Origin of the sequence: uncultured Bifidobacterium sp. (genome assembly GCF_945269915.1) — a bacterium.
Taxonomy (GTDB): Bacteria; Actinomycetota; Actinomycetes; order Actinomycetales; family Bifidobacteriaceae; genus Bombiscardovia; species Bombiscardovia indica.
The window spans coordinates 1-23,934 of record NZ_CALYOY010000006.1 but is presented as its reverse complement, the minus strand read 5'-3'; the positions used below and the strand labels follow the sequence as shown (position 1 = coordinate 23,934).

Below are 23,934 nucleotides of genomic sequence, written 5' to 3'. Positions count from 1 at the left end.
TATTTGTGTACGAGGTGAATCTCGCCCTGCAAAACGTGAAGGCTGTGTCAACGGCGTCCACGATGGTGCGGGGACGGTGTTCGCCGCAAGGAAACGGCCCACACCAATCAATACAGAAGGAGGAGTGATGGATCAGGATCATACGTCCGTATTCGATCTTGCGGCCCAGGCTGCATCGTCCAATGGAGGTAACAACGATCTGTTGCTGCCTCCCCGCCGGTTCGTCGGCTCGCCGCAGAAGCCCAGCCCCATGCCCTACGACAAGTATGTGGCTTACAAGAAGCAGGTGCCCTTCGACTATCCGCAGCGCACCTGGCCCGAGAAGACCCTGCAGAGGGCCCCGCGCTGGTGTTCGGTCGACCTGCGTGACGGCAACCAGGCCCTGGTGGACCCGATGGATTCGGAACGTAAGCTACGTTTCTGGAACCTCCTGATCTCCATGGGGTTCAAGGAGATCGAGGTGGGCTTCCCCTCGGCCTCCGAGACCGATTATGACTTCATCCGCCTCCTGATCGAGCGTGAGCTGATTCCCGACGACGTGACCATCGTGGTCCTGACCCAGGCCAGGGAGCATCTGATCAGGCGCACCTACGAGGCCCTGCTGGGGGCCAAGCGGGCCGTGGTCCACTTCTACAACTCGGTCTCCGTGCTCCAGCGCGAAGTGGTCTTCCATAAGGACAAGGCAGCCGTCAAGAAGCTGGCCACCGATGCGGCCGGGCTCTGCAAGTCCCTGGAGGAGGATGCCGAGGGAACCGACCTCTACTATGAGTACTCGCCCGAATCCTTCTCCGGGGCCGAGCCCGAGTACTCCTTGGAGGTCTGCAACGCGGTCATCGACGTAATCAGGCCCACTCCAGAGCATCCGATGATCATCAACCTGCCCAACACGGTCGAGATGACCACCCCCAACGTCTTCGCCGACGAGGTGGAGTACATCTCCAACAACCTGAAGGACCGCGATTCCGTGGTCCTCTCCCTCCACCCCCACAACGACGAGGGCATGGCCGTGGCCGCCACCGAGCTGAGCCTCCTGGCCGGGGCCGACCGGGTCGAGGGGTGCCTCCTGGGCAACGGGGAGCGTACCGGAAACGTTGACATCTGCACGGTTGGGCTGAACATGCTGGTTCAGGGCATCGACCCCCAGCTGGACTTCTCCGATATGCCCAACATCCGCAGAACCGTGGAGTACTGCAACCAGATCAAGATCTCCGAACGGCATCCCTATGCCGGCAACTTCGTCTTCACGGCCTTCTCCGGTTCCCACCAGGATGCCATCAAGAAGGGGCTGGATGCCCGTCAGCAGGCTGCCCTGCGCGATAACGCCAACACGGAGGACTACCTCTGGCTGGTGCCCTACCTGCCCATCGACCCCAAGGACGTCGGCGGCAGCTACGAGGCGATCATCCGTGTCAACTCACAGTCCGGCAAGGGCGGGATGGCATACCTGCTCAAGGCCAATCACCACCTGGACCTGCCCAAGCGACTCCAGGTGGAGTTCGAGAAGCTGGTCCAGGCCTACGCCGACAAGACCAAGCACGAGGTCAAGGATGCCGATATCTGGCGACTCTTCAAGGACGAGTACCTGCCTGTCGAAGAGGGTGGCGGCGTGGCCGACGGGGAGTCCATGGCCGACAAGGACGACGAGACCCTGAACCAGTGGGGCCGCCTCAAGCTTCTGGGTGTCTCGGTCACTTCCGGCGAGGACGGGTCGGACACTGTGCTGGAAGCGACCGTGCTGGACAAGGGGCTGGGCCCCCAGGACGAGGAGTGCAAACGCCGTATCGAGGGCCGCGGCAACGGTCCCATAGCTGCCTTCCTGGATGCCCTCAAGTCGCTGGATCTGACCGTTTCGGTCCAGGACTATGCCGAGCATGCCATGACCGCCGGGTCGGACGCCCTGGCCGCCTCCTACGTGGAGTGCAAGGTGGGCGAACCTGCTGAGGCGAGGGTGATTTGGGGTGTCGGTATCGATTCGTCGATTTCGACCAGCTCCCTCAAGGCCATCATCTCGGCCATCAACCGCTTCGAACGGATCTGACGGGAGCATCCGATCGAGATACCATGAAAGGCCGTCCCCGTCGGCATGCGACGGGGACGGCCTTCTTCTGTATTTCTACTTGTTCGGACCGTTTTGTTCGCTCCTGACTGGTGCCGTCGATTGATGCGGTTTGCCACTCAGGTAGCGCCCGGCTGCTGTCCCGTCCTGGCTGACCGCCGGCCCTTTGTGCGTGGGGATTTACCGGTTGTTGCCGCCCGTGGATTCGGTCGGGTTACTCTGTGGGGTTTCTCCGCCATTGCCGTTGCCGCCACCGGTGGAGTTGCTCTCATCCCTCCTGGATTCCTGTTGAGGCTCCTGGGAGGGCACGGTCTGGTAGTTCCGTGGTGTGTAGTTGCGCACGCCGCCGGTACCCCAAGTGCCATCCGGGCCACCGATCTTGCCCTTGTCGACGGCGGCGGGGAACCTCTCGACCGGACTGTCGCCCAGGGCCCCCTTCATGTACTGGGTGAAAAGGCGGACCGGGTAGAACTGGTCCTGGTAGACCTCGGGGACCTTTTGGGCGCTTCCGTCCGCGCCCTGGTTCCAGACGGCGAAGGTGGTCAGGACCGAGGGGGTGAACCCGATGAAGGAGATGGCCGTCTCGTCATTGGCCGTTCCGGTCTTGCCCGCGATGGGCCGTCCCAGGGACCGGGCATAGGAGCCGGTGCCGTATTGGACCGTGGAGGTCATGGCCTTCTGGAGGAGGGCCACCTGGTCGGGGTTGAAGACCTGGTCGCCCTTGATCGTGGCCGTATAGAGCTCCCGGTCCTTGGAGTCCTTGACCTGGGCCACCAGATGCAGCTCGGGCCTCTTTCCCCCGTTGGCCAGGGTGGCGTATCCCTGGGTGGCGTCGTACACGGTCAGGGCATCCAGACCCAGGGTGTCGAAGGTGGTCGTGTCGTCGATCTTCCCGGTGATGCCGGCCGTGTGGGCCAGCTGCGCCGTCTTCTGGGAGGTCACGTGCTCCCCCAGGTCCATGAAGACCGTGTTGACCGAGTTGGCGAAGGCGGAATAGAGGTTGATGTACCCGTAGCTCACCTGGCCTGCATTGGCGACGGACTTGCCCACGCTGGAGAAGGTTCTGGGGGAGTTGCCGTTGAAGACGGTGTTGAGGCTGACCCCGTCCTGGATGGCCCCCAGGAGGGTGTAGGCCTTCATGGTCGAGCCCACCTGGAAGGTGGCCTGGTCCACGTTGTTGAGCTGGTGGGTCAGGTAGTCGTCACCCGCATAGAGGGCGATGATGGATCCGTCCTGGGGGCTGACCGAGAGGCCGCCGGTCTGCAGGGTCGGAGGGAGGTTCTTCCCTCCCGCGGAGGGGCTGGCCACCTGGAACATCAGATCCTGCTTGTCCTTCTGGATGGTCGTGACGATCCTGTACCCGCCGGTGTCCAGGTCATCCGGGGTGAAGGGGGCCTTCTTCCCGGCCGCCAGCTCGTTGCGGACCATTCTCAGGAGGTACCCGTTCGGCCCCTGATAGACGTTCTGGGGGGAGTAGTTGATGGTCTGGGGCATGGCGGCCTTGACGTTGTCCGCGTGGCTGATGTAGTGTTCCTCCTCCATGATCCCCAGGACCCGGTGGAACCTGGATTCGGCCTGTTTGGGGCTGACCGCGGGGTCCCAGGTGGTCGGAGCCGGGATGATGCCGGCCAGCATGGCCGACTCGGGCATGGTCAGGTCCTTGGCGTTCTTGCCGTAGTAGTTCTGGGCCGCCGCCTGGATTCCGTAGGCCCCCCGCCCGAAGTAGATGGTGTTCATGTAGTTGCACAGAACGGTTTCCTTGCTCTCGGTCTGCGAGATCTTCAGAGCCAGGATGGCCTCGCGCAACTTCCCCCGGTAGGAGGTGGTTTCGCCCAGGTAGTAGCGTTCGGCGTACTGCTGGGTGATGGTTGAGCCACCCTGCCGGGTCCCCTTGGTCACGTTGTTGAGCAGGGCGCGTCCGATTCCCCTCAGGTCGATGCCGCTGTCCTTGTAGAAGGAGCGGTTCTCGGAGGCGACGACCGCATTGCCCACGTACTTGGGCAGGACCGAGCAGTCGATGATCTCCCTGTCCTGGTCTGCGTAGGTGCCGATCGGGGTAGTGCCATCGGCGTAGTAGACCGTGGTCTTCTGGGCCAGGGCCTGCTTTTCGGGCGGAACGATTTCGGTGGTCAGATAGAGGTAGGCGAAACAGCCTATGGCGGCGACCAGCAGGGTCCCCAGGATGCCCAGTGTCCACTTGAGCAGGAGATGCCGCCTCTTCTTGGGCTGCTTGCGGTGACTGCCCTGGTTCGCCCTCCTGCCCATGCGATGTGAGGGGGTCCTGTTGTTCTTCCTGCCCCTGGTTTTGGTGGTCTGCCGCACCGGCCGGGGGGAGGAGGCGGAACGTCTGCCTCCCGCTGCCGAGCTGACTGAACGAGTCTGTTTGGCCATGACAACCACGCTAACCACCCACCTTGAAAACTGTTCGACCCAAGGCTGAACGTCCATCATTCCCGTACGTTTTTGCCCCTCGCAGTTCATTCGCAGGCCTCTTGCCGGGCGGGAAGCGGCAGGTATGTATATATCCTGTACACAAATATATGGAGTGATTCGGGTAATCATGAACACAGGGGACACCCTTGATGCCAAGTCATGAAGCGGTATTCGGTCCTGCCGCCCGCTTGGGACGACTTTTCCCTCCCGTTCCCGGCAACTCGCTGGGAACAGGTATGCTTATGTTGGAATAACTCAGTTAATCAGAGGAGTTTGTATGAGCATCCGTGTAGCTATAGCGGGCGTGGGCAACTGCGCTTCCTCGCTGGTACAGGGAGTCGAATATTACCGGGACGCCAAGGATGATGACAAGATCCCCGGCATTATGCATGCCAATTTTGGTGGGTATCGTATCCGTGATGTCGAATTTGTGACCGCCTTCGATGTGGATTCACTCAAGGTGGGCAAGGATCTGAGCGAGGCCATCTTCGCCTCCCAGAACAACACCTACAAGTTCAGCGATGTGCCCAACCTGGGTGTCGAGGTCCTGCGTGGACCCACCGGTGACGGTCTGGGCGAGTACTACAGCAAGATGATCAAGGAGTCCGACGCCGAACCCGTCGACGTGGCCCAGGTGCTGCGCGACAAGAAGGTCGACGTTCTGGTCTCCTACCTGCCCGTAGGTTCCGAGCAGGCCGACAAGGCCTATGCAGCAGCGGCGATCAAGGCCGGATGCGCCTTCGTCAACTGCCTGCCCGTCTTCATCGCCTCCGACCCGGAGTGGGCCCAGAAATTCCGTGACGCCGGTCTGCCGATCGTGGGCGACGACATCAAGAGCCAGGTGGGCGCCACCATCACCCACCGCGTCATGGCCCGCCTCTTCGAGGACCGCGGCGTCCGTCTGGACCGCACCTACCAGCTGAACGTGGGTGGCAACATGGACTTCATGAACATGCTGCAGCGCTCCCGCCTGGAGTCCAAGAAGGTCTCCAAGACCCGCGCCGTCACCTCGATCGTCCCCCACGAGATGGATGAGCACAACGTCCACATCGGCCCCTCGGATTATGTGGCCTGGCTGGATGACCGCAAGCTGGCCTTCGTCCGGCTTGAGGGCACCACCTTCGGTGATGTGCCGCTGAATCTGGAGTACCGTCTTGAGGTCTGGGATTCCCCGAACTCGGCCGGTATCGTCATCGACGCGGTGCGCGCCGCCAAGATCGCCCTGGACCGTCACCTGGCCGGCCCGATCCTGGCCCCCAGCTCCTACTTCATGAAGTCCCCTGCCGTGCAGCATGAGGACAACGAAGCCCGCCAGCTGGTTGAGGACTACATCGCCGGCAAGGTGGAAGGCGACGAGGATGCCCTCAATGCCGACGTCAAGGCCGCCAAGGACAACGGCAAGGATGTCTGGCACGCCTGAGTCCTGAGCTCATGCCCGTCTGAGTTCCTGGCCCGCCCCAAGGGGGTTCCGTCTGGAGCATCTTGGTCGCAGACGGTTGAATTCATGGGAATGGCCGGTCACCCATAGCGGGTGGACGGCCATTCTTATGCCCTGGCTGGTGTCGGGGTTATGGATCTCGCGGCTTGGCTGTTTCGGGTCCTGGGATCCTTTGGTTCGGCAGGGGGCTCAGTGCTCTCCATCCTGTTGGCGTTCAACAGGAAACGTTGTGTTCCCGAATTCAGATGGTTCAGCCGATCAGGGGCTGAATCCTCTTCTCCCAGGAGTCCAGGGCCGAATTGATGACCTGATGCATGTCGTAGTAGGCATAGGTGCCCAGACGACCGCCGAAGACCACTTGGGGTTCCTTCCCGGCGAGATCCTTGTAGCGGGCGTAGAGAGACCGGTCACCGGCCGTGTTGATGGGGTAGTAGGGGTCGTCGCCCTTGCCGGCGAAACGGCTGTATTCCTCCCAGACCACGGTGCGTTCATGACTCTGCCGGTCATGGCGCTCCGGGTTGAAGTTCTTGAACTCGATGGCCCGGGTGTAAGGAACATCCGGGTCGGAGAAGTTCATGACCGGGCAGCCGAAGTGGTCATCCTCGTCATAGCGGCGTTCCTTGAAGTCGACCGTACGCCACTTGAGTTCGCCCAGGCCATAGTCGAAGTAACGGTCGACCGGACCGGTGTAGACCACGGGGACCCTGCCCGCCAGGGCGTCTCGGTTCCAGGGTTGGGAGGCATCGAAGAAATCCACTCCCAGACTCACCTGGATGCGGGGATTGTCGATCATCCGCTCGAACCAGGCGGTATATCCGTTCTTGGGCAGTCCCTCCCAGGTGTCCTTGAAGTAGTGGTTGTCATAGTTGAACCGTACGGGGAGACGCTTGATGATCGATGCGGGCAGCTGGGAGGGGTCGGTCTGCCACTGCTTGGCCGTGTAGTTCTTGATGAAGGCCTCATAGAGAGGGCGGCCGATCAGGGAGATGCCCTGGTCGTTCAGGTCGGCCGGGTCGGTCCCGGCCAGCTCCCCGGCCTGGTCGCGGATCAGATCGCGGGCCTCCTGGGGGGTGTAGTGGGCATGGAAGAACTGGTTGATGGTGCCCAGGTTGATGGGCAGTGGGTAGACCTCCCCGTCGTGGGTGGTGTAGACACGGTGGGTGTAGTCGGTGAACTCCGTGAAGCGGTTCACATATTCCCAAACCTTCCTGTTGGAGGTGTGGAAGAGGTGAGCTCCGTACTTGTGGATCTCGGCCCCGGTCTCCTCATCCATATAGGAGTATGCGTTGCCGCCGATGTGATTGCGGACGTCGATGATCTGCACCCGTGCCCCGGTATGCTCGACGGCCTGCTGGGCCACGGTCAGACCGAAGAGTCCGGCTCCGACGATAATCAGATCTGCATCCACGCTTTGACTTCTTCTGCTCGTGTGATCCCGCGGGATCCCCGTTTCCTGGCTGAGTCCATGATATCGGAGCCTTTCGGCTACCGGTAGTGACCCTGATGGAACGGGACCGAACTGTTACCTATGAGCCGACGGACCGGATCGTTCGGAGTCTCCCGTTCGCTGACGCGCGCAAATAGGTGCGGTCTGCTATCATGGTGACTTGCTCTCACGTGGCGTTATGTCACCCAATCCCCCCAGGGCAGGAATGCAGCAAGGGTAAGTGGCCTCTGTCGGGTGCGTGGGAGTTTTCTTATGCCTGGGATGGTTCTGCCATATTCGCTTCCACCGGCTGTATCGGAAATTCGCGCAAGTCACTCCAAACCACGGTCGTCACGGTGGTCGTTTGAATCGTGGAGGGAGGAATCACCGGTCCTGCTGTGAACGACATGCACTTCTTATGCGGTGGGAACGCGTCCCGGCCCGGGGGTTTGGATAAAGTCGGGAGGTATGACCGATATGCAAGATCAAGGTCAGGCCGAACAGGCCTGGTACCAGCAGGACCCGAAGGATCAGCGCGACGAGGGTGACCGGGCCTTGAGAAAGCTGGATCCGCTGACGGTCCGTCCCCGTATTTCCAGCCTCGTGCTCTGCCTGGTCTTCGGTCTGCTGATGCTGGCCGCCTCCGTCGGTGTCTGGTGGCTGGCCGTTTACACCGTGAGTGGACAGTCCTATGATGACATGGTCATCTCCAACTTCAAGGGCTTTGTCGAGCAGGTTCCCCTGATCAAGGCCTACCTGGGCATCTTCACCATGCCCAATGTGGCCATCGGCATGTGCATCCTGGTCGGTCTGATCGCCCTGGTGGTCGTCCTGGTCCGCAAACGGTGGTGGCTCCTCGGTCAGGTGGCGGCTTACTCCCTGCTTGCCTATCTGGTTGGGAGGGTTCTCAAGAGGGTCCTGCCCCGGCCCCTCCTGATCAACGTTCAGTCCACCAAGGAAAACTCCGCCCCGTCCGGGCACACCATCATGGCCGTGACCGCCATCCTGGTCCTGCTCTACGTGGTGCCCCGGGTCTGGCGGGCCCTGGTGGCCCTGATCGGATTCGCCTTCACCCTCTCGGTGGGCTGCTCTCTGGTTCTGGGTGGATGGCACCGTCCGGCCGACGTGGTCATGGCCATCCTCCTGGCAGGGGGGCTGGGACTGATCATGCTGGCCTTCACCCGTTCCTCCGGTATGGATTTGCCGGGGACGCGGATGTCATCGGCCTCGGTCCAGATCGTCTCCACCATGATGATGACCCTGGGGATTCTGGGAACCCTCTATGCGGTCTTCGTCATCTGGCAGATCTCCTCGGGCCTGGAGATGGGTGCCATGTGGACCTTTTACGGGGCCCACTGCTCGGCCGTCATCCTCATCGCCTCGCTTTTGTCCCTCCTGATCGGGCTGGCCCTGGCCATGCGCCAGGTGACCGCCTCCCCCCTGACCAGGCTGGGCCTGGTCGGTGAGCCTCCTGCCCCGCCTCGGGAAGACTGAAAACGCAGACGATATTGATGGATAGGACCGCTGATATGCGGATTCGTTCCTGTCATCCCTGGAGCTCCTCCCCTTGCGGTTGCCTGCTGCGCCCCCTGCCTGCCTGCCGTGTGTCGCAGTCTCATCCGAGTGCGCCGAGGGGAATATGCACACGAGTTACCGTCGTGCCCAACCATGCACATTGGCATTGATTTGCGATATGACAACCTCAGGTGAGTAAGATGGCGTGCGAAGCACCCTATATAAGGAGAGGCCATGGCATCCGGCAATAAGCTCGTCATTGTTGAGTCGCCAACCAAGGCAAAGAAAATCGGTGGGTACCTGGGCAAGGGGTACACCGTCATGGCCTCGGTCGGTCATATTCGTGACCTGGCCCAGCCCTCCCAGGTGCCTGCCTCCCAGAAGAAGGAATACGGCAGGTTCGGGGTCGATGTGGACGACGGGTTCAAGCCCTACTACATCGTGGACGACAAGAAGAAAAAGACCGTCTCCGACCTGAAGAAGGCCCTGAAGGGTGCCGACGAACTCTACCTGGCGACTGATGAGGATCGTGAGGGGGAGGCCATAGCCTGGCACCTGGTGCAGACCCTCAAACCCAAGGTCCCTGTCAAGCGGATGGTCTTCCATGAGATAACCCCGGAAGCCATCAAGGACTCCCTGAACCACACCCGCGACGTGGATGCCAACATGGTCGACGCCCAGGAGACCAGACGTGTGCTGGACCGCCTGTATGGGTATGAGCTCTCGCCGGTGCTCTGGCGGAAGGTGGGACCCGGGCTGAGCGCAGGGCGTGTCCAGTCCGTGGCCACCAGGTTGATCGTCGAGCGGGAACGGGAACGGATGGCCTTCATCCGTGCCCCCTACTGGGACTTGGTGGCGAACCTGGCTGCCGACCCGGATGCGGTCGACGATGCAGAGGACGGCCAGCCTACGACATTCCGGGCACAGATGGTCCAGTTGGACGACCGCCGTCTGGCCTCTTCCAAGGACTTCACCAGCACCGGGCAGCTGACCGCCGCGGCCACCAAGGACCAGGTCCTGCAGATGGACCAGGCCCAGGCCGATCGGGTGGCCAAGGCGCTCGCCGGCCAGCCCTTCACCGTTATGGGCATGGAGACCAGGCCCTATCGGCGCAGGCCCCAACCCCCTTTCACCACCTCCACCATGCAGCAGGCTGCAGGCAACAGGCTGGGGATGAGTTCCCGGGCCGCGATGAGGGCCGCCCAGGGTCTTTACGAGAACGGTTTCATCACCTACATGCGTACCGACTCGGTCACCCTTTCCCAGGAGGCCATAGCGGCCGCCCGGCAGAGCGTCACCAGGGTCTACGGGGCCGAATACCTCTCGGAGAAATCCAAGCAGTACGTGACCAAGTCGGCCGGTGCCCAGGAGGCCCATGAGTGCATCCGCCCGGCAGGGTCATCCTTCCGGCGGCCCGAGGATCTGGCTTCCGTCCTGCCCCCGGACCAGCTCAAGCTCTACACGCTGATCTGGCGAAGGACCCTGGCCTCTCAGATGGCCGATGCCACAGGTTCGACCGCCTCGGTCCGTCTCTCGGCCCAGGCCGGACAGAACGGTCAGGCCGTCTTCCAGGCATCCGGTACCGTCATTGAATTCCCCGGTTTTATGAAGGCCATGGGGTATGGATCCGAAAAGCCCCGGGGAGGTTCCGCCGGGAAGCATGAGGGGGTCGAGTCCTCCGGTTCCGAGGTCGACAACGGCTCCCTTCCCCCCATGCAGGAGGGGGACCGGCTCAAGGCCGTTTCAGTGGAACCCGACGGGCATGAGACCCAGCCCCCGGCCCGCTACACCGAAGCCTCCCTGGTCAAGACCCTCGAAGCCAAGGAGATCGGGCGTCCATCGACCTATGCCAGCATCATCTCCACCATCATCGACCGCGGTTACGTCTATGAACGTGGCCGGGCCCTGATCCCTTCCTGGCTGGCCTTTTCGGTGGTCAGGCTGCTGGAGACCAACTTCCCCCGGTACGTGGACTACCGGTTCACGGCCCAGATGGAGAACGGCCTGGACATGATCGCCCATGGCAAGGAGAAGGGGAAGGACTGGCTGACCAGGTTCTACTTCGGTTCGGGCCAGGGGGCGGCGGAGAACGCCGACCAGGCCCACCAGGGGCTCCAGGAACAGGTTGCCCAGCTGGGCGACATTGATGCGCGGAAGATCAACACGATTGAAATCGGCGACGGACTCCAGGTCCGCGTGGGTCGGTACGGCCCCTACCTGGAGGACACGGCCGATCTGGATGCCGAGGGTAACCCCAGGCGGGCATCCCTGCCCCCGACCATGGCCCCCGATGAGCTGACACCCGCCACTGGGCATGAGCTTATCGCCTCCAACGCCGGTGGGCCTCGGGAATTGGGAACCGATCCGGCGACGGGCGGTCGGGTTGAGGTGCGCAAAGGACGGTTCGGTCCCTATGTGGCTCTGATCGGTCCCGAAGACCAGGCCGCGGAAGAGAAGAAGCCGGTCAAGCCCGCCAGGTCGGACAAGGGTGGACGTTCCGGCAAGTCCGAGGCTCCCAAGCCCAAGATGGCCTCGCTCTTCAAGACCATGGACCCGGACACCGTGACCCTGGACGAGGCCCTGAAGTTGCTTAGTCTACCCAGGACCGTGGGTACCATAGATCTGGTCGACGCCAAGACCGGGCAGATCGACCAGGCCACGGTCACTGCCAGCAACGGCCGGTATGGCCCCTACCTGACGGCCACCAAACAGGATGGCTCCACCGAAACCAGGTCCCTGAACGATGAGGGGCAGATCTTCACGACCGACCCGGCCACAGCCAAGGCCCTCTTCGACCAGCCCAAGTATGGTCGCCGTTCCCGGGGGAGCGCCAAGCCGCCCCTGAGGGAGCTGGGTCAGGATCCGGAAAGCGGCAAGCCGGTCACCATCAAGGACGGGTTCTACGGGGTCTACATCACTGACGGTCAGACCAACCGGACCCTGCCCAAGCAGTACACGGCCCAATCCATCGAACCTGAGGAGGCCTTCCGCCTCCTGGCCGAGAAACGGGCGGCAGGCCCCGGGAAGCGCAGGAGCAGGTCTTCCGCCGCCAGGCCCAAGACCACCGGGAAGACCTCCAAGACCAGGACCACTCGCACCAGGGCCACTACGGCCAAGAAGAGCACCAGCACGCGCAAGAGAAGCACGACTACGGAGAAGAAGGCATGAGCGACGGATTATTCATATCCTTCGAAGGCGTTGACGGGGCCGGCAAGTCGACCCAGACCCAGCGGGCCCACGATTACCTGCAGGCACGGGGGCTGAGGTCCCTGGTAACCAGGGAGCCGGGTGGCACACCTGCAGGTCTGGCCATCAGGGAACTGGTCCTGCACGGCATGGCATCCTTCCCCTCCCTGGCAGTGACCGGGGGCACGGACGTGGTCGATTCCACCGATGACCTGGCCCCCCGCACCGAAGCTCTCCTCTACGCGGCCGACCGTGCCGAGCACGTGGCCCAGGTGGTCAGGCCGGCCCTGGACCGTGGCGACATCGTTCTCTGCGACAGGTACCTGGATTCATCCGTGGCCTACCAGGCCGGTGGTCGCGAGCTCTCGACCGATGTGATCCGACGGCTGAGCCTCTGGGCCTCCGACGGTCTTCTACCCAACCGGACCTACCTGCTGGATGCCGATCCCACCCAGTCAAAGTTGCGGTTGGACCATGAGCCCGACCGATTGGAATCAGCCGGTGACGACTTCCAACAGAACGTACGCGAGGCTTTCCTGAGTCTGGCCGAGAAGGAGCCCGACCGGTTTGTGGTCATTGACGCCTCCCTGCCTGTCGAAGAGGTCTGGCGGCAGATACAAGATGACCTGGACGGCCTGGTGGCGGGCAGGGCACCCGACACTCTCGACCAGGATGGCGGGTCCGGGGATTCCTCCTATGAGGGGGATGATGCTGACGCGGATTCGGATGACGGGACAGACGGCCTGGTCGAGGATGCCTACCAGGACGGGGATGACGAGTCGGACCCCGACTATGCCGATGAGGATGATGACCTGGAGGATATCGAGAACAGCGACGAGGAAGATGACCAGGATGAGGATCTGGCGGATTCCGAAGGTGGGGACGAGGATGATGACCAGTCCTCTTCTGCGGTCATGAGGTCGCACAGGCTCTTCAGGGCGCGGTTCCTGCGGAAGGCGCGGTGAGCGTCTGGGATGCCATCGTCGGCCAGGAGCCGACGGTGGCCCTGCTTAAGCAGGTTGTGGCCTCCCAAGGTTCCAGCCGTGACTCCATAGCCCAGTCCTGGTTGATCTGTGGTCCTCCTGGGTCCGGACGCTCGAACCTGGCCCGGGCCTTTGCGGCCTCCCTGGTCAGCCCCGACCACGGTCTTGGCGACCGGCCCAGTCGTATCACCCAGCAGGTCATGGCAGGGACCTATCCAGATGTGACGGTCCTGTCCACCAACAAGGTCACCATCGGTATTGACGAGGTCCGAGAGCTGATCATGACCTCGGAACAGATGCCGGCCACTTCGCCCTGGCGGGTCATCATCATCGAGGACGTGGACCGGATGATGGAGAGGACCACCAACGTCCTCCTCAAGGAGATCGAAGAGCCGGCCCCCCACACCATCTGGCTCCTCTGCGCCCCCAGCGCCCAGGACGTCCTGCCTACCATCCGTTCGCGGACCAGGATCATTAACCTGGCCATCCCCTCCAATACGGCGGTCGCCCGTTTCCTGACCGACCAGGTCGGTGTGCAGCCCCCTCTGGCGGCCAAGGCGGCCCGCCTGGCCCAGGGGCATATCGGCATTGCCAGGCTCTATGCCACCAAGGAGCAGGTGCTGACGGACCGTGATGACCTGGTGGTGGGTCTCCTCAACCTCCGGCGCGCTTCGGATGCGGTGGTCCTGGCTGGACGGGTGGTCGATGCGGCCCGGGACCAGGCCGTCAACACGGTCGACGAACAGGTCAAGCAGGACGAGCAGGATTTCAGGGCCGTCAACGGACTCTCACCGGATGAGCGCATTCCCCGCCAGCTCCGCGGTGCCTACCACGCCCTCGGGGGCAAGGACCAGGTGCGCCGACGCGTGACCAGGCTGACCAGGGATGTTCTGGACCGGAACCTGACCACCCTTTCAAGCGTCTACCGGGATGTGGGTGTTCTCCAGAACCAGGCCGAGGAGACGGCCGGATTGGTCAACCTTGAGAACCGTGCGGCCATTGCCGAGCTCTCGGTGCAGCTCTCCCGCCAGGGTGCCATCGAACGGCTGGAAATCATAGCCCGGACCCGTCGGCGTCTGGCGGCCAACGGTTCCACCCTGCTTGACTTCGAAGCCCTCTTCTGCGGCCTTCTGGCTTGAAACGGCCGCTTCAGTAGGGAAAGGTGCCCGGTTCGGTCATGTCGCTGCTGCCCGTTCGCGGCGACCAGGTCGATTCGCGGCAATCCAGCTCCGGCGCCAGGGCTATATGGGCAGGCAAAAGGGTCTGGTTGTTGGTCTCGATGAGACGGAGCGCCTCTTGGACGATGCCCTCCAGAGGGGGTCTGACCGTGGTCAGTGTCGGTTTGCAGACCTGGCAGGTGGGGCTGTCGGTGAAACTGACCACCTTGACCTGGTCGGGAACATCGATGCCCAACTCCTGGCAGGCCATCAGAGCCCCCAGGGCCAATTGGTCGTCACCGCAGACGATGGCATCGGGGTGTGTCCTCCCCGTCGTGAGGATGTCCTTGGCGGCATCGTGCCCGCGTTGCATGCTGCAGGGGCCGAACTGGACCCATTCTGGTTCGGGCGCCATGTCCAAGGTGCTGGTCAGGGAGTAGAAGGTGGTGAAGAGATCGGTGGCTCCGCTTGTGCTCAGGTCGCGGCTCAGAAAGGCCACGGACTGTGCGTTCTGCTCGGCCAGGTGGGTGATGACCATCCGCATGGAGGCCGCCAGGTCCATCCCCACCCAGCAGGCGTGGTATGAGAAGGGGTGCCCGCCGATCTGGACGATGGGTATCTGCAATCCCAGATCCGGGGGGATGTCGGTCGGGTCCGCGTCCATGGAGGGAATGACCAGGATTCCCTCCACTTGGCGGGCCGTCAGGGATCGGATGGCTGCTTCCCAGGTCCGGTTGTCGGATTCGGAGATCACCATCAGGTACCGGCCCCGTTCGGTCAAACAGTGACTGACCAGATCCAGGATGGCCCCTGTCAGGCCGTCGTTGGCCCCGGCCATGATCAGGCCGATGGTCCTGGTCTGTTCGGAACGCAGGGCGCTGGCGGCGAAGTTGGCTGAATAGTTCAGTTTTTCGGCCGCTGCATGGACTCGGCGGCTGATTTCATCGTCCTTGCGCCGGTGGCCGGAGAGGACGCGCGATACGGTGGCGGTCGAAACTCCGGCCATGGCTGCGACGTTGGCGATGGAAACCTGACTGTCCGCCTTGCGAGCCATGGGTCCTGTTCAGCCTTCCTTCCGGGTGATGCGGCTTCTGGTCTTATTCAGCCTCGGTCAGCTTCGTGATCAGGTCGTCGGCGACGGATTCGGCCTGGTCGCCCTCGACCGTGATGGTGACCTGGTCGCCCTTGGCGATGCCCAGGCTCATGACCATGAGGATGCTGGCCGCATCGACCGGTGTGCCCTCGCCCTTGGCGATGGTCACCTTGCAGCCGCTGGAGGAAGCGGCCTGGGAGAATTCCGAGGCGGGGCGGGCATGAATCCCGACCGGGTCGGTGATGAGTGCGGAACGCTGTGCAGTAGCCATGATGAATCAGCTCCCTAGGTAGTTTCGGTCGACGAGCGATGCCGACCGAAGCGGATAGTAAACGCTCCTCAAAATAATACCATGTCCCCAGATAGGGTCAGAAAACGATTACCGTTGAAAAATGAATGAAAATGTGTATACTGAACAGCGATACTTGAAAGACGTTTCAATCGCCTTCAGTCACGTCGGTCCCCGGCTTGGCCGAATGATCTGATCAGGCACTAAGGAGTGCAGTATGGAAATCCAGGGTGTGGGTATCGGCCGCGGCATCGCTGTCGGTCCGGTCATTCATATGGCGGCCGGACTGGATGTGCCCGGTGACGATGCCAGGTCCGAGCAGCTGTCTGCCGATGCCGAATTCGAGCGGATCGGCAAGGCCTTGGACACGGTCAACCAGGACCTGCTCGAGCGGGCCCGGAAGGCCCAGGCCGGTGAAGGCGCCAAGGACGCAGCTCCCATCCTGACGGCCCTGGCCCAGATGGCCCAGGACCCGGCCCTGAAGACTTCGATCCGTTCCTTCCTGGATGCCGGCAAGACGGCCGAGCGTTCGGTTTACGAGGCTTTCGCCGACTTCGAGGGGAAGCTCAAGGAGATCGGCGGCTACATGGGGGAGCGCGCCAACGACCTGCATGACGTGGGCCAGCGTGTCATCGCCGACCTGCTCGGGGTTCCCGCCCCCGGCGTTCCCGAGAGCGACACCCCATTTGTCCTGGTTGCCCCCGACCTTTCACCGGCCGATACGTCCAGCCTGGATATGACCAAGGTCCTGGCCATCGTCACCAGTGAGGGTGGCCCCACAAGTCATACCGCCATCCTGGCCAGGTCTCGCGGCATCGTTGCGGTGGTCAGCGCCGAGGGTGCCGAGGATCTGCGTAATGGTCAGCAGGTCATTGTCGATGCCGCTTCCAGTCTGGTTATTGCCGACCCCACCGACAGCCAGGTCGCCGACGCGGAGCGCGCCCGTCAGGCGGCCGATCAGGCCAAGGCTCTGCGCGGTCAGCCCGGTCAGCTCAAGGACGGATATAAGATCCCCCTCCTGGCTAATGTGGGCAAGCCCGCCGATGCCGATCCGGCGCTGGAATGCGGTGCCGAAGGTGTGGGTCTTTTCCGTTCCGAGTTCCTCTTCCTGGGCAATGAGCAGGCCCCCGGTGTGGAGGAGCAGGCCAGGGCCTACAAGGCCCTCCTGGAACGCTTCCCCGGACGCAAGGTGGTCATCCGTCTCCTGGATGCGGGTGCCGACAAGCCCCTGCCCTTTCTGACCCAGGCCGACGAGCCCAATCCTGCCCTGGGCCTGCGTGGTCTGCGCACCCTCAAAGTCCACAAGCAGGTCCTGGATGATCAGCTTGAGGCCTTGGCCCAGGCTGACGCCCAGACCGATGCCGACCTCTGGGTCATGGCGCCCATGGTGGCCGATGAGCATGAGGCCGACTATTTCGTCCGGCTGGGCAAGAGCAAGGGCCTGAAGAAGGTGGGCGTCATGGCTGAGGTTCCCTCCATCGCCCTGATGGCCGACAAGGTGGCCAAGGTGGCTGATTTCGTCAGCATCGGCACCAATGATCTGACCCAATACACCCTGGCCGCGGACCGGACCCTCGGTTCCGTGTCCAACTATCAGACCCCCTGGCACCCCGCCGTTCTGCGGGCCATCAAGATGATTGCGGATGCCGGCCAGGCCAACGATATGCCGGTGGGTGTGTGTGGCGAGGCGGCAGCCGATCCGCAGTTGGCCGTGGTCCTGGCCGGCATCGGCGTCACCAGCCTGTCGATGACCCCCGTCGCCCTGGACGATGTTCGGGCCGAGCTCACCAAGTACACCCTGGATGAGGCCAAGAAAGAGGCCGCCAGGGCCCTGGATGGTGAGTTCTACCATCCGCGCGGCTGGGAGTGAAGGCCGATACGTCCAGATTCAACCAACCCCGGAAAAGGAGCAGCAATGCCTGATTTCAAAGCCTTCCTTCCTGATTCGTCCTTTGCTCTGGACGTGCCTGCCTCGGATTGGCGCGATGCCATCCGCAAGGCAGGTGATCGTCTGGTGGCTTCGGGGTTCACCACCGATGCCTATACGGATCAGATGATTGAGACCGTGGAGAAGATGGGGCCCTACATCGTTATCGCCCCCGGTCTGGCGCTGGCCCATTCCCGCCCCGGTGACGCCGTCCTGGGAACCGGACTGAGCTGGGTCAGGCTGTCCACCCCGGTCGAGTTCGGCAACAAGGCCAACGACCCCGTCAGCCTGGTCATCGGTCTGGCCGGTCGGGACGAGCAGGAGCACCTGCAGGTCATGTCGGCCATTGCCGGTGCCCTGACCAATAAGGAGAAGACGGCGGAACTGGCCCAGGCCCAGACCCCTGAACAGATCCGTTCCATCCTGGAATCCTGAAGTCGGCCCCGGGTCGTGTCCGTCCGAACGCCAACGTGAACCATCAAGCAAGAACCCAGTAACAAGCAAGAATCAAGAAGCAAAAGCAGTACTCAATCAAATGAAGGAGCAACTTATGGATATCCTCTGCGTGTGCGGAAACGGGATTGGAACTTCGGTCCTGCTGAAGGTCAACGTCGAGCAGGTGGCATCGGACCTGGGCATGGACGTGAACGTGACCACCTCCGATGCGGGAAGCGCCAAGGGCACTGCCAACATGAACGATCTGGTGCTCACCTCGCCCCAGCTGGCACCTGAGCTCGAGGGGACCACCACCCCTGTTGAAACCGTTGAGAATTTCATGGATACGGATGAGATCAAAAGCATTCTGGAGCGGTACGCCGATTGATTCCCGGCCGCTGTTTCCATGTTTCCGTGGGTGTTCCTGGCCGGGGTTTCATGAACCCGGTGGGAGCGGTCCACTGATTCGTTCGGTCAATACGACAAGAGAAGAAGGACAGAAATGAACGTCTTCCTAGCGGTGCTGAATTTCATCAGCCAGGAGATTCTCAATGTGCCGGCCTACCTGATCGGTATTGTGGCGGCCATTGGTCTGATCGCCCTCAAGCGCAGCGCTGGTCAGGTCATCTCCGGCGCCCTCAAGGCGGCCATGGGCTATCTGATTCTGGGTGCAGGCGCGACCGTGGTCACCAACGCCTTGGACCCATTCGGCAAGCTGGTCTTCAAAGCCACCGGAGCCCAGGGTGTGGTGCCTACAAACGAGGTCATCGTGGCCCAGGCCTCCAGCCAGTTCGGCGCAGCCTCGGCCTACATCATCGTGCTCAGCTTCATCGTGATGCTGATTCTGGCGCGGTTCACCCCCCTGAAATACGTCTTCCTGACCGGCCACCACATGGTCTTCATGTCGACCCTCCTGGCCCTGGTCCTCTCGATCGGCTTCGGCAAGGGCAACACCTGGCTGATCATCCTGATCGGTGCCCTCCTCATGGGCGTGATCATGGTGGCCATGCCCGCCTTCGCCCAGCCCTATATGAACAGAGTGACCGGTAGCGACAAGCTCTCCATCGGCCACTTCAACACCCTGGGCTACATCGTCTCTGGTGCCGTCGGCAGTGCAGTGGGCAAGAAGTCCCGTTCCACCGAGGACATCGACTTCCCCAAGGGGCTGAGCTTCCTGCGCGACTCCATGGTCTCCACCACCCTGCTCATGGTCGTCCTCTACCTTGTCTTCGCCGTCTGGGCCGCGATCGTGGTTCCCGCCAAGACCGCCTTTGCCATCTTCCCCTCGCATCCGGCCAACTGGGGAGCCTTCTTCATGGCTGCCTTCGCGCAGGCCCTGCAGTTCGGTATCGGCGTCAGCATCATCCTCTACGGCGTGCGTATCATCCTGGGTGAGTTGGTGCCGGCCTTCCAGGGCATCGCCAACAGGGTGGTTCCGGGTGCCCGCCCCGCCCTGGATATCCCGATTGTCTTCCCCTATGGCGCCAACGCCTCCCTGATCGGCTTCCTGGCATCCTTCGCCGGTGGCCTGGTCGCTCTGGTCATCATCGCCGTCTGGCTTGGACCGGTTTGGGGTCTGGCCCTGATCCTCCCCGGCATGGTTCCCCACTTCTTCGATGGTGGCGGTGCCGGCGTCTTCGGCAACGCGACCGGTGGTCGTCTGGGAGCCATCGTCGGCGGCTTCATCAACGGCCTGCTGATCACTTTCCTTCCGGCCATCCTGATGACCGTCCTGGGCAGCTTCGGCCTCTCCAATGCGACCTTCGGGGACGCGGACTTCGCCTGGTACGGCACCGTGGTGGGCAAACTCGCCCAGCTCGGTATTCCTGCAGGCGCAGTGATGCTGGTCCTCCTGGCCATCGTGATCTTCGCCCTGGCCTGGATCTGGCAGGTCAAGGTGGTCAACACCGGTTGGATGCCTGCGACCAGGCACGCCGCCTTCATCGATGAGGTCAAGGCCGAGGAGAAGAAGGCCCAGGAAGAGGCTCGTGCCGCCGCCAAGAGCGCCCGTGCCGCCTCCAAGGCAGCCTCCTCAGCGGAGTGAGCGATGGTTGGAATGGTCGATTGACCGTCGGGGTTCGGATTGACCCGCACGGCACATGAGACCGGTGCCCGGAATTCCCTGGAGGGTTCCGGGCGCTTTCGTATTCCAGGGCTGGCCGGTTACCGGGGATGGGCAGCAGGGGGTGTTGATCCTGCTGGGTCCCAAGCCCCTTGCTGAAGTCTCCTGGTTGGGCGGTCTGTAGCCAAACTCACGTTTGTCAAAGTCGGCCTTTCCGAGCTCAAGGGCCGCGCCGGACGGCTGTCCCTAGCGGTTTTCAGCCATTTCCGGTTTCGACGCATTCTCGGAACCCGACTCTTGGTTGGGAGCGCCAGGCACTAGAGTGAAAACAACGCAAATCGACCCGAATCGGGCGGGGTCGTCCCGCTGGTTGTTATCGGCTGTGGATCGGTCTCCTCGTCGGGATTGGAAGTAACCGAGGAAAGGAAGGCGCGGTTTCATGCCTTGCACCACGCTGCTGATCGGCAAGAAGGCCAGTTATGACGGGTCAACCATCATCGCCCGCAATGAGGACTCGCCCAACGGGGAGTTCCGCCCCAAGCGGTTCGTCCTGGTGGAACCGGATGAGCAGCCCCGCCATTATCGCAGCGTCCTGAGCCACGTGGCCATGGACCTGCCTGACAACCCGCTGCGCTACACTTCGGTACCCAATGCCGTCCCGGACCAGGGGCTCTGGGCCGAGGCCGGTGTCAACAGCGCCAACGTGGCCATGTCGGCCACCGAGACCATCACCACCAACGAGCGTGTTCTGGGGGCCGACCCCTTGGTGGAGCTGGCGCCCGCCCAGGGCAAGCCCGGGGATGATGATTACCTGGCCGAGGTGCCCGGTGGTATTGGCGAGGAGGATCTGGTCACCATCATCCTCCCCTATATCCATTCCGCCCGGGAGGGCGTGCAGCGCCTGGGTGCCCTCCTGGAGGAGTACGGCACCTATGAGATGAACGGTATTGCCTTCAGCGACCTGGATGAGATCTGGTGGCTGGAGACCATCGGGGGCCATCACTGGATCGCCAAGCGGGTTCCGGATGACTCCTACGTGACCATGCCCAACCAGCTGGGCATCGACGAGTTCGACCTGGATGACGCCCTGGGCGACCAGGAGGACCACATGTGCTCGGCCGACCTGCGCGAGTTCATCAGCGACAACCACCTGGATCTGGCCGTCGAGCCTGCCTCCCCCTTCAATCCGCGAGATGCCTTCGGTTCCCACAGCGATTCCGACCACGTCTACAACACCCCCCGCGCCTGGTACATGCAGCGCTTCCTCAACCCCTACGACGAGGTTTGGGATGGTCCTGATGCCGACCACACCCCGACCAGCGACAACATCCCCTGGTGCCGTCAGCCCGAGCGGAAGGTCACCATCGAGGACGTGAAGTACCTCCTTGGTTCCCACTATCAGGGGACCCCCTATGACCCCTACAGCGTGGTCGGCGACGAGCACACCCGCGGTCTCTTCCGTCCCATCGGCATCAACAGGAACGACCAACTGGCCGTCATCCAGCTGCGGCCCTACCGCCCCGAGTCCTGCCGGGCCATCCAGTGGATGTCGTACGGGTCCAACGCCTTCAACGCCCTGGTTCCCTTCTACGCCAATGTGGACCGGATGCCCGACTACCTGAGCAAGGCGACCAACCGGGTCTCCACCGACAGCCTCTACTGGTCCGACCGGCTGATCGCCGCCCTGAGCGACTCGGTCTTCGCCTCGACCTCGGCTGCCATCGACCGCTACCAGCAGAACATGGGTGGGGCGGGTCACCGGATGATCGCCGCTGCCGATGACCAGGTGAGCCGCCTGGAGGGGGGCGATCAGGGTACGGACAACCTCGAGGTCCACCGGATTCTCGAGGCCGCCAATCAGGATCTGGCCGACAGGCTCCGCAAGGAGACCGACGACCTCCTGGGTGAGGTCCTGTATACGGCCAGTATGGCCATGCGCAACGGCTACCATCTGTCTGACAAGTGAGTGGGCGGGTCATCTGCCTATCCGCTCCACCGAGGCCATCACCGGGACCGGCCTGCCCACCCCGGCAGGTCGTCCCGGTCACCGTCCACCACGAGAACCGAGCAAAAAACGGACCCGGCGTCACCATGATGACGCGGCCCAAGGAAGGGGAGACCATGACCGATTTTGAGGATTTCGTCAGGCCATACGGTCTGTTCAGCAAGATCGATGCCTTCGGCTACCTGAAGGATCTCCAGGAGCATCCCGACAAGCCCCGTAAGCAGGGCAAGGTGGTCCTGGTCACCGCCGACACCCCGCTCAAGGCTTCGCGCGGTGAGGGCAAGACCACCACCACCATCGCCCTGATCGACGCCCTGCGCGCCAGGGGAGTGGATGCGGCTGCCGTCCTGCGTCAGCCCAGCATGGGTATTACGGCGGCAGGGTCCAAGGGCGGGGCCTCCGGCGGCGGCAAGGCCTCGCTGACTCACCCCGAGCTGGTGGACTGGGGCCTCTGCGGCGAGATGGCGGCCATTGAGTCAGCCCAGAACCTGCTGGTCTCCTTCGCCGAGAGGGCCGTGGATGAGGGGAAGCTGGATACGGTCCTGGTGCCCAGGGTCTCCGAGGTCCCCTCCCGCTCCCTCCGCCAGATTGCCGTGGACCGCGGCAGGGGCGACCTGGCCGAGCGGACCGTGCTGACCCCCACCTGCGAGCTGATGCAGATCGTGGTCCTCTCCCGGAGCATGGAGGAGATTGGGACGCGGGTGGCCGACATGGTGGCAGGCACCCTGGATGGCAGGCCCGTCAAGTTCGGTGACTTCATCGATCTCTGGCGGATCACCGGTATCCTGACCGATGCCGTCAAGCCGGCCTACACCGAAACCCTTGAGGGGTCCCCGGTCTATGTGCACTGCGGCCCCTTCGCCAACGTCTCCATCGGCATCCCCAGCCTGGTCAGTGTGCAGATGGCCTGTGCCCGCCATGACGTGGTCATCGTCGAAGCGGGGTACGGTGCCGATGCCGGTGCCCAGAAGTGGCTGGACATCGCCGCCCGCGAGTACGGGGCCCAATGGCCCGCGGCGGCCGTCGTCGTCACCCGGGCCACCACCTGGCGGGACGACCCCAAGCTTCAGTGGCGTTATCCCTTCCATGTCAACCGTTTGGAGGGGCTGGGCATCCCCACCTTCCCGATGATCAACCTTTGGGAGGGGGAGGACGACCAGGTGGGGCAGCTCCGCCGGACCGCCTCCGACCTGGGCTTCCGCAACCCCATTGTGGGCAACCTCTTCCGCGATGGCGGTCAGGCCTTGGAGGATCAGCTGGATGGCCTGATTGCCGCTCTGGGGACCCCGTCCGCTGTCCATGCCGATACAGCCAGCCATCGGGGGATGGACGTGCTGGACCAGATTCGCTGGATCGCTCAGAGCGCCTATGGTGTTCCCGGCGACAGGGTGGTGGAGAAGGACGGCTTCCGCCAGTCCCTGGACCAGGTCAGGCGGCTTTGTGTCCAGGCCGGTGTCAAGCTGGAGGATCTGGCCATCGTCGCCGTCAAATCCCCTGCCACGATGACCGACGACGATACGGCCCCCGAGGACCAGCGGACGGTCACCCTGAAGAAGGCGGAGTCCCACACCGGCGCCGGCCTCCTCCAGGTCAACCTGACCACCTCCCTGACCACCCCCATGCCCAAGATCGTCTGAGTGCCGATCATCCGGGCCTCCCCGCCAAGGTGGGGAGGCCCGGCAATGTGCAGCTCATCCCAGCATGGGTCTGCTTGTTTTCCAAGCTTTTCCTCTTTCAACCAGCCGCCGGTTTCGTCGACTGATTCTTTGGTACTCAGTGACGCGCCGTGTTGCGAGGTGGGGAAAACCGTGTATAGTTACATCTTGGCTCAGCTATGTGCCACTCGCCCCTATAGCTCAGTTGGCTAGAGCAGCTGACTCTTAATCAGCGTGTCCGGGGTTCGAGCCCCCGTGGGGGCACAGGCTGAAA

Annotated in this window: 15 protein-coding genes, 1 tRNA gene, 1 other RNA gene and 1 pseudogene; 14 read left to right on the top strand and 4 right to left on the bottom strand. The window is 62.9% G+C overall.

Annotation, left to right across the window (positions count from 1 at the left end; translation table 11 throughout):
• Window positions 1–127: 127 nt before the first annotated feature.
• A complete protein-coding gene (leuA, locus tag Q0K62_RS01970; protein ID WP_297316309.1) occupies window positions 128–2,038 on the top strand; it encodes a 2-isopropylmalate synthase in 1,911 nt (636 codons plus the stop codon).
• A 198-nt stretch (window positions 2,039–2,236) separates the two neighbouring features.
• On the opposite strand, the gene Q0K62_RS01965 is transcribed toward leuA, so the two are convergent.
• Window positions 2,237–4,447: a transglycosylase domain-containing protein gene (locus tag Q0K62_RS01965; RefSeq protein WP_297316308.1), complete on the bottom strand. Its 2,211-nt coding sequence runs from the start codon at window positions 4,445–4,447 to the stop codon at window positions 2,237–2,239.
• A 319-nt stretch (window positions 4,448–4,766) separates the two neighbouring features.
• On the opposite strand from Q0K62_RS01965, the gene Q0K62_RS01960 reads away from it, so the two are divergent.
• The gene (locus Q0K62_RS01960; protein WP_297316307.1) at window positions 4,767–5,909 is read left to right on the top strand and encodes an inositol-3-phosphate synthase; all 1,143 of its coding nucleotides are present in this window, start codon (window positions 4,767–4,769) and stop codon (window positions 5,907–5,909) included.
• 268 nt (window positions 5,910–6,177) lie between these two features.
• Here the strand turns inward: Q0K62_RS01960 and glf are convergent, their stop codons facing one another.
• On the bottom strand, window positions 6,178–7,335 hold the full coding sequence (glf, locus tag Q0K62_RS01955) for a UDP-galactopyranose mutase (protein ID WP_297316306.1): 1,158 nt from the start codon (window positions 7,333–7,335) through the stop codon (window positions 6,178–6,180).
• 199 nt (window positions 7,336–7,534) lie between these two features.
• On the opposite strand from glf, the gene ffs reads away from it, so the two are divergent.
• The 5 genes and pseudogenes from ffs (at window position 7,535) to Q0K62_RS01930 (ending at window position 14,176) form a co-directional block, all read left to right on the top strand.
• Window positions 7,535–7,625: signal recognition particle sRNA small type (gene ffs / locus Q0K62_RS01950), an RNA gene on the top strand.
• Window positions 7,626–7,830: 205 nt separating this feature from the next.
• Window positions 7,831–8,847, top strand: coding sequence for a phosphatase PAP2 family protein (locus Q0K62_RS01945; protein ID WP_297316305.1), 1,017 nt, complete (start codon window positions 7,831–7,833; stop codon window positions 8,845–8,847).
• A 255-nt stretch (window positions 8,848–9,102) separates the two neighbouring features.
• Window positions 9,103–12,036 carry a type I DNA topoisomerase gene (topA, locus tag Q0K62_RS01940; RefSeq protein WP_297316304.1) on the top strand — a complete coding sequence of 978 codons (2,934 nt, stop codon included), beginning with the start codon at window positions 9,103–9,105 and terminating at the stop codon, window positions 12,034–12,036.
• Window positions 12,033–12,686, top strand: a pseudogene (tmk, locus tag Q0K62_RS01935) (dTMP kinase); the annotation flags it as partial. The gene topA and the pseudogene tmk, both read left to right, overlap by 4 nt.
• Window positions 12,687–13,015: 329 nt before the next feature.
• On the top strand, window positions 13,016–14,176 hold the full coding sequence (locus Q0K62_RS01930; RefSeq protein WP_297316303.1) for a DNA polymerase III subunit delta': 1,161 nt from the start codon (window positions 13,016–13,018) through the stop codon (window positions 14,174–14,176).
• Between the two features lie 10 nt (window positions 14,177–14,186).
• Here the strand turns inward: Q0K62_RS01930 and Q0K62_RS01925 are convergent, their stop codons facing one another.
• Both Q0K62_RS01925 and Q0K62_RS01920 read right to left on the bottom strand, forming a co-directional pair.
• Window positions 14,187–15,248 carry a LacI family DNA-binding transcriptional regulator gene (locus tag Q0K62_RS01925; protein ID WP_297316302.1) on the bottom strand — a complete coding sequence of 354 codons (1,062 nt, stop codon included), beginning with the start codon at window positions 15,246–15,248 and terminating at the stop codon, window positions 14,187–14,189.
• 43 nt (window positions 15,249–15,291) lie between these two features.
• A complete protein-coding gene (locus Q0K62_RS01920; RefSeq protein WP_297316301.1) occupies window positions 15,292–15,558 on the bottom strand; it encodes an HPr family phosphocarrier protein in 267 nt (88 codons plus the stop codon).
• 235 nt (window positions 15,559–15,793) lie between these two features.
• Here Q0K62_RS01920 and ptsP point away from each other — a divergent pair, with 235 nt between their 5' ends.
• The 7 genes from ptsP (at window position 15,794) to Q0K62_RS01885 (ending at window position 23,924) form a co-directional block, all read left to right on the top strand.
• Window positions 15,794–17,446, top strand: a complete 1,653-nt coding sequence (gene ptsP, locus Q0K62_RS01915; protein WP_297316300.1) for a phosphoenolpyruvate--protein phosphotransferase — start codon at window positions 15,794–15,796, stop codon at window positions 17,444–17,446.
• Window positions 17,447–17,491: 45 nt separating this feature from the next.
• A complete protein-coding gene (locus tag Q0K62_RS01910) occupies window positions 17,492–17,938 on the top strand; it encodes a PTS sugar transporter subunit IIA (protein WP_297316299.1) in 447 nt (148 codons plus the stop codon).
• A gap of 115 nt (window positions 17,939–18,053) precedes the next feature.
• Window positions 18,054–18,326 carry a PTS sugar transporter subunit IIB gene (locus Q0K62_RS01905; RefSeq protein ID WP_339350343.1) on the top strand — a complete coding sequence of 91 codons (273 nt, stop codon included), beginning with the start codon at window positions 18,054–18,056 and terminating at the stop codon, window positions 18,324–18,326.
• 114 nt (window positions 18,327–18,440) lie between these two features.
• On the top strand, window positions 18,441–19,982 hold the full coding sequence (locus tag Q0K62_RS01900; RefSeq protein ID WP_297316297.1) for a PTS ascorbate transporter subunit IIC: 1,542 nt from the start codon (window positions 18,441–18,443) through the stop codon (window positions 19,980–19,982).
• 457 nt (window positions 19,983–20,439) lie between these two features.
• A complete protein-coding gene (locus tag Q0K62_RS01895) occupies window positions 20,440–21,966 on the top strand; it encodes a C69 family dipeptidase (RefSeq protein WP_297316296.1) in 1,527 nt (508 codons plus the stop codon).
• 155 nt (window positions 21,967–22,121) lie between these two features.
• Window positions 22,122–23,642, top strand: coding sequence for a formate--tetrahydrofolate ligase (locus Q0K62_RS01890; RefSeq protein ID WP_297316295.1), 1,521 nt, complete (start codon window positions 22,122–22,124; stop codon window positions 23,640–23,642).
• Window positions 23,643–23,850: 208 nt separating this feature from the next.
• Window positions 23,851–23,924, top strand: a tRNA-Lys gene (locus Q0K62_RS01885).
• The last annotated feature ends 10 nt before the right edge of the window (window positions 23,925–23,934 follow it).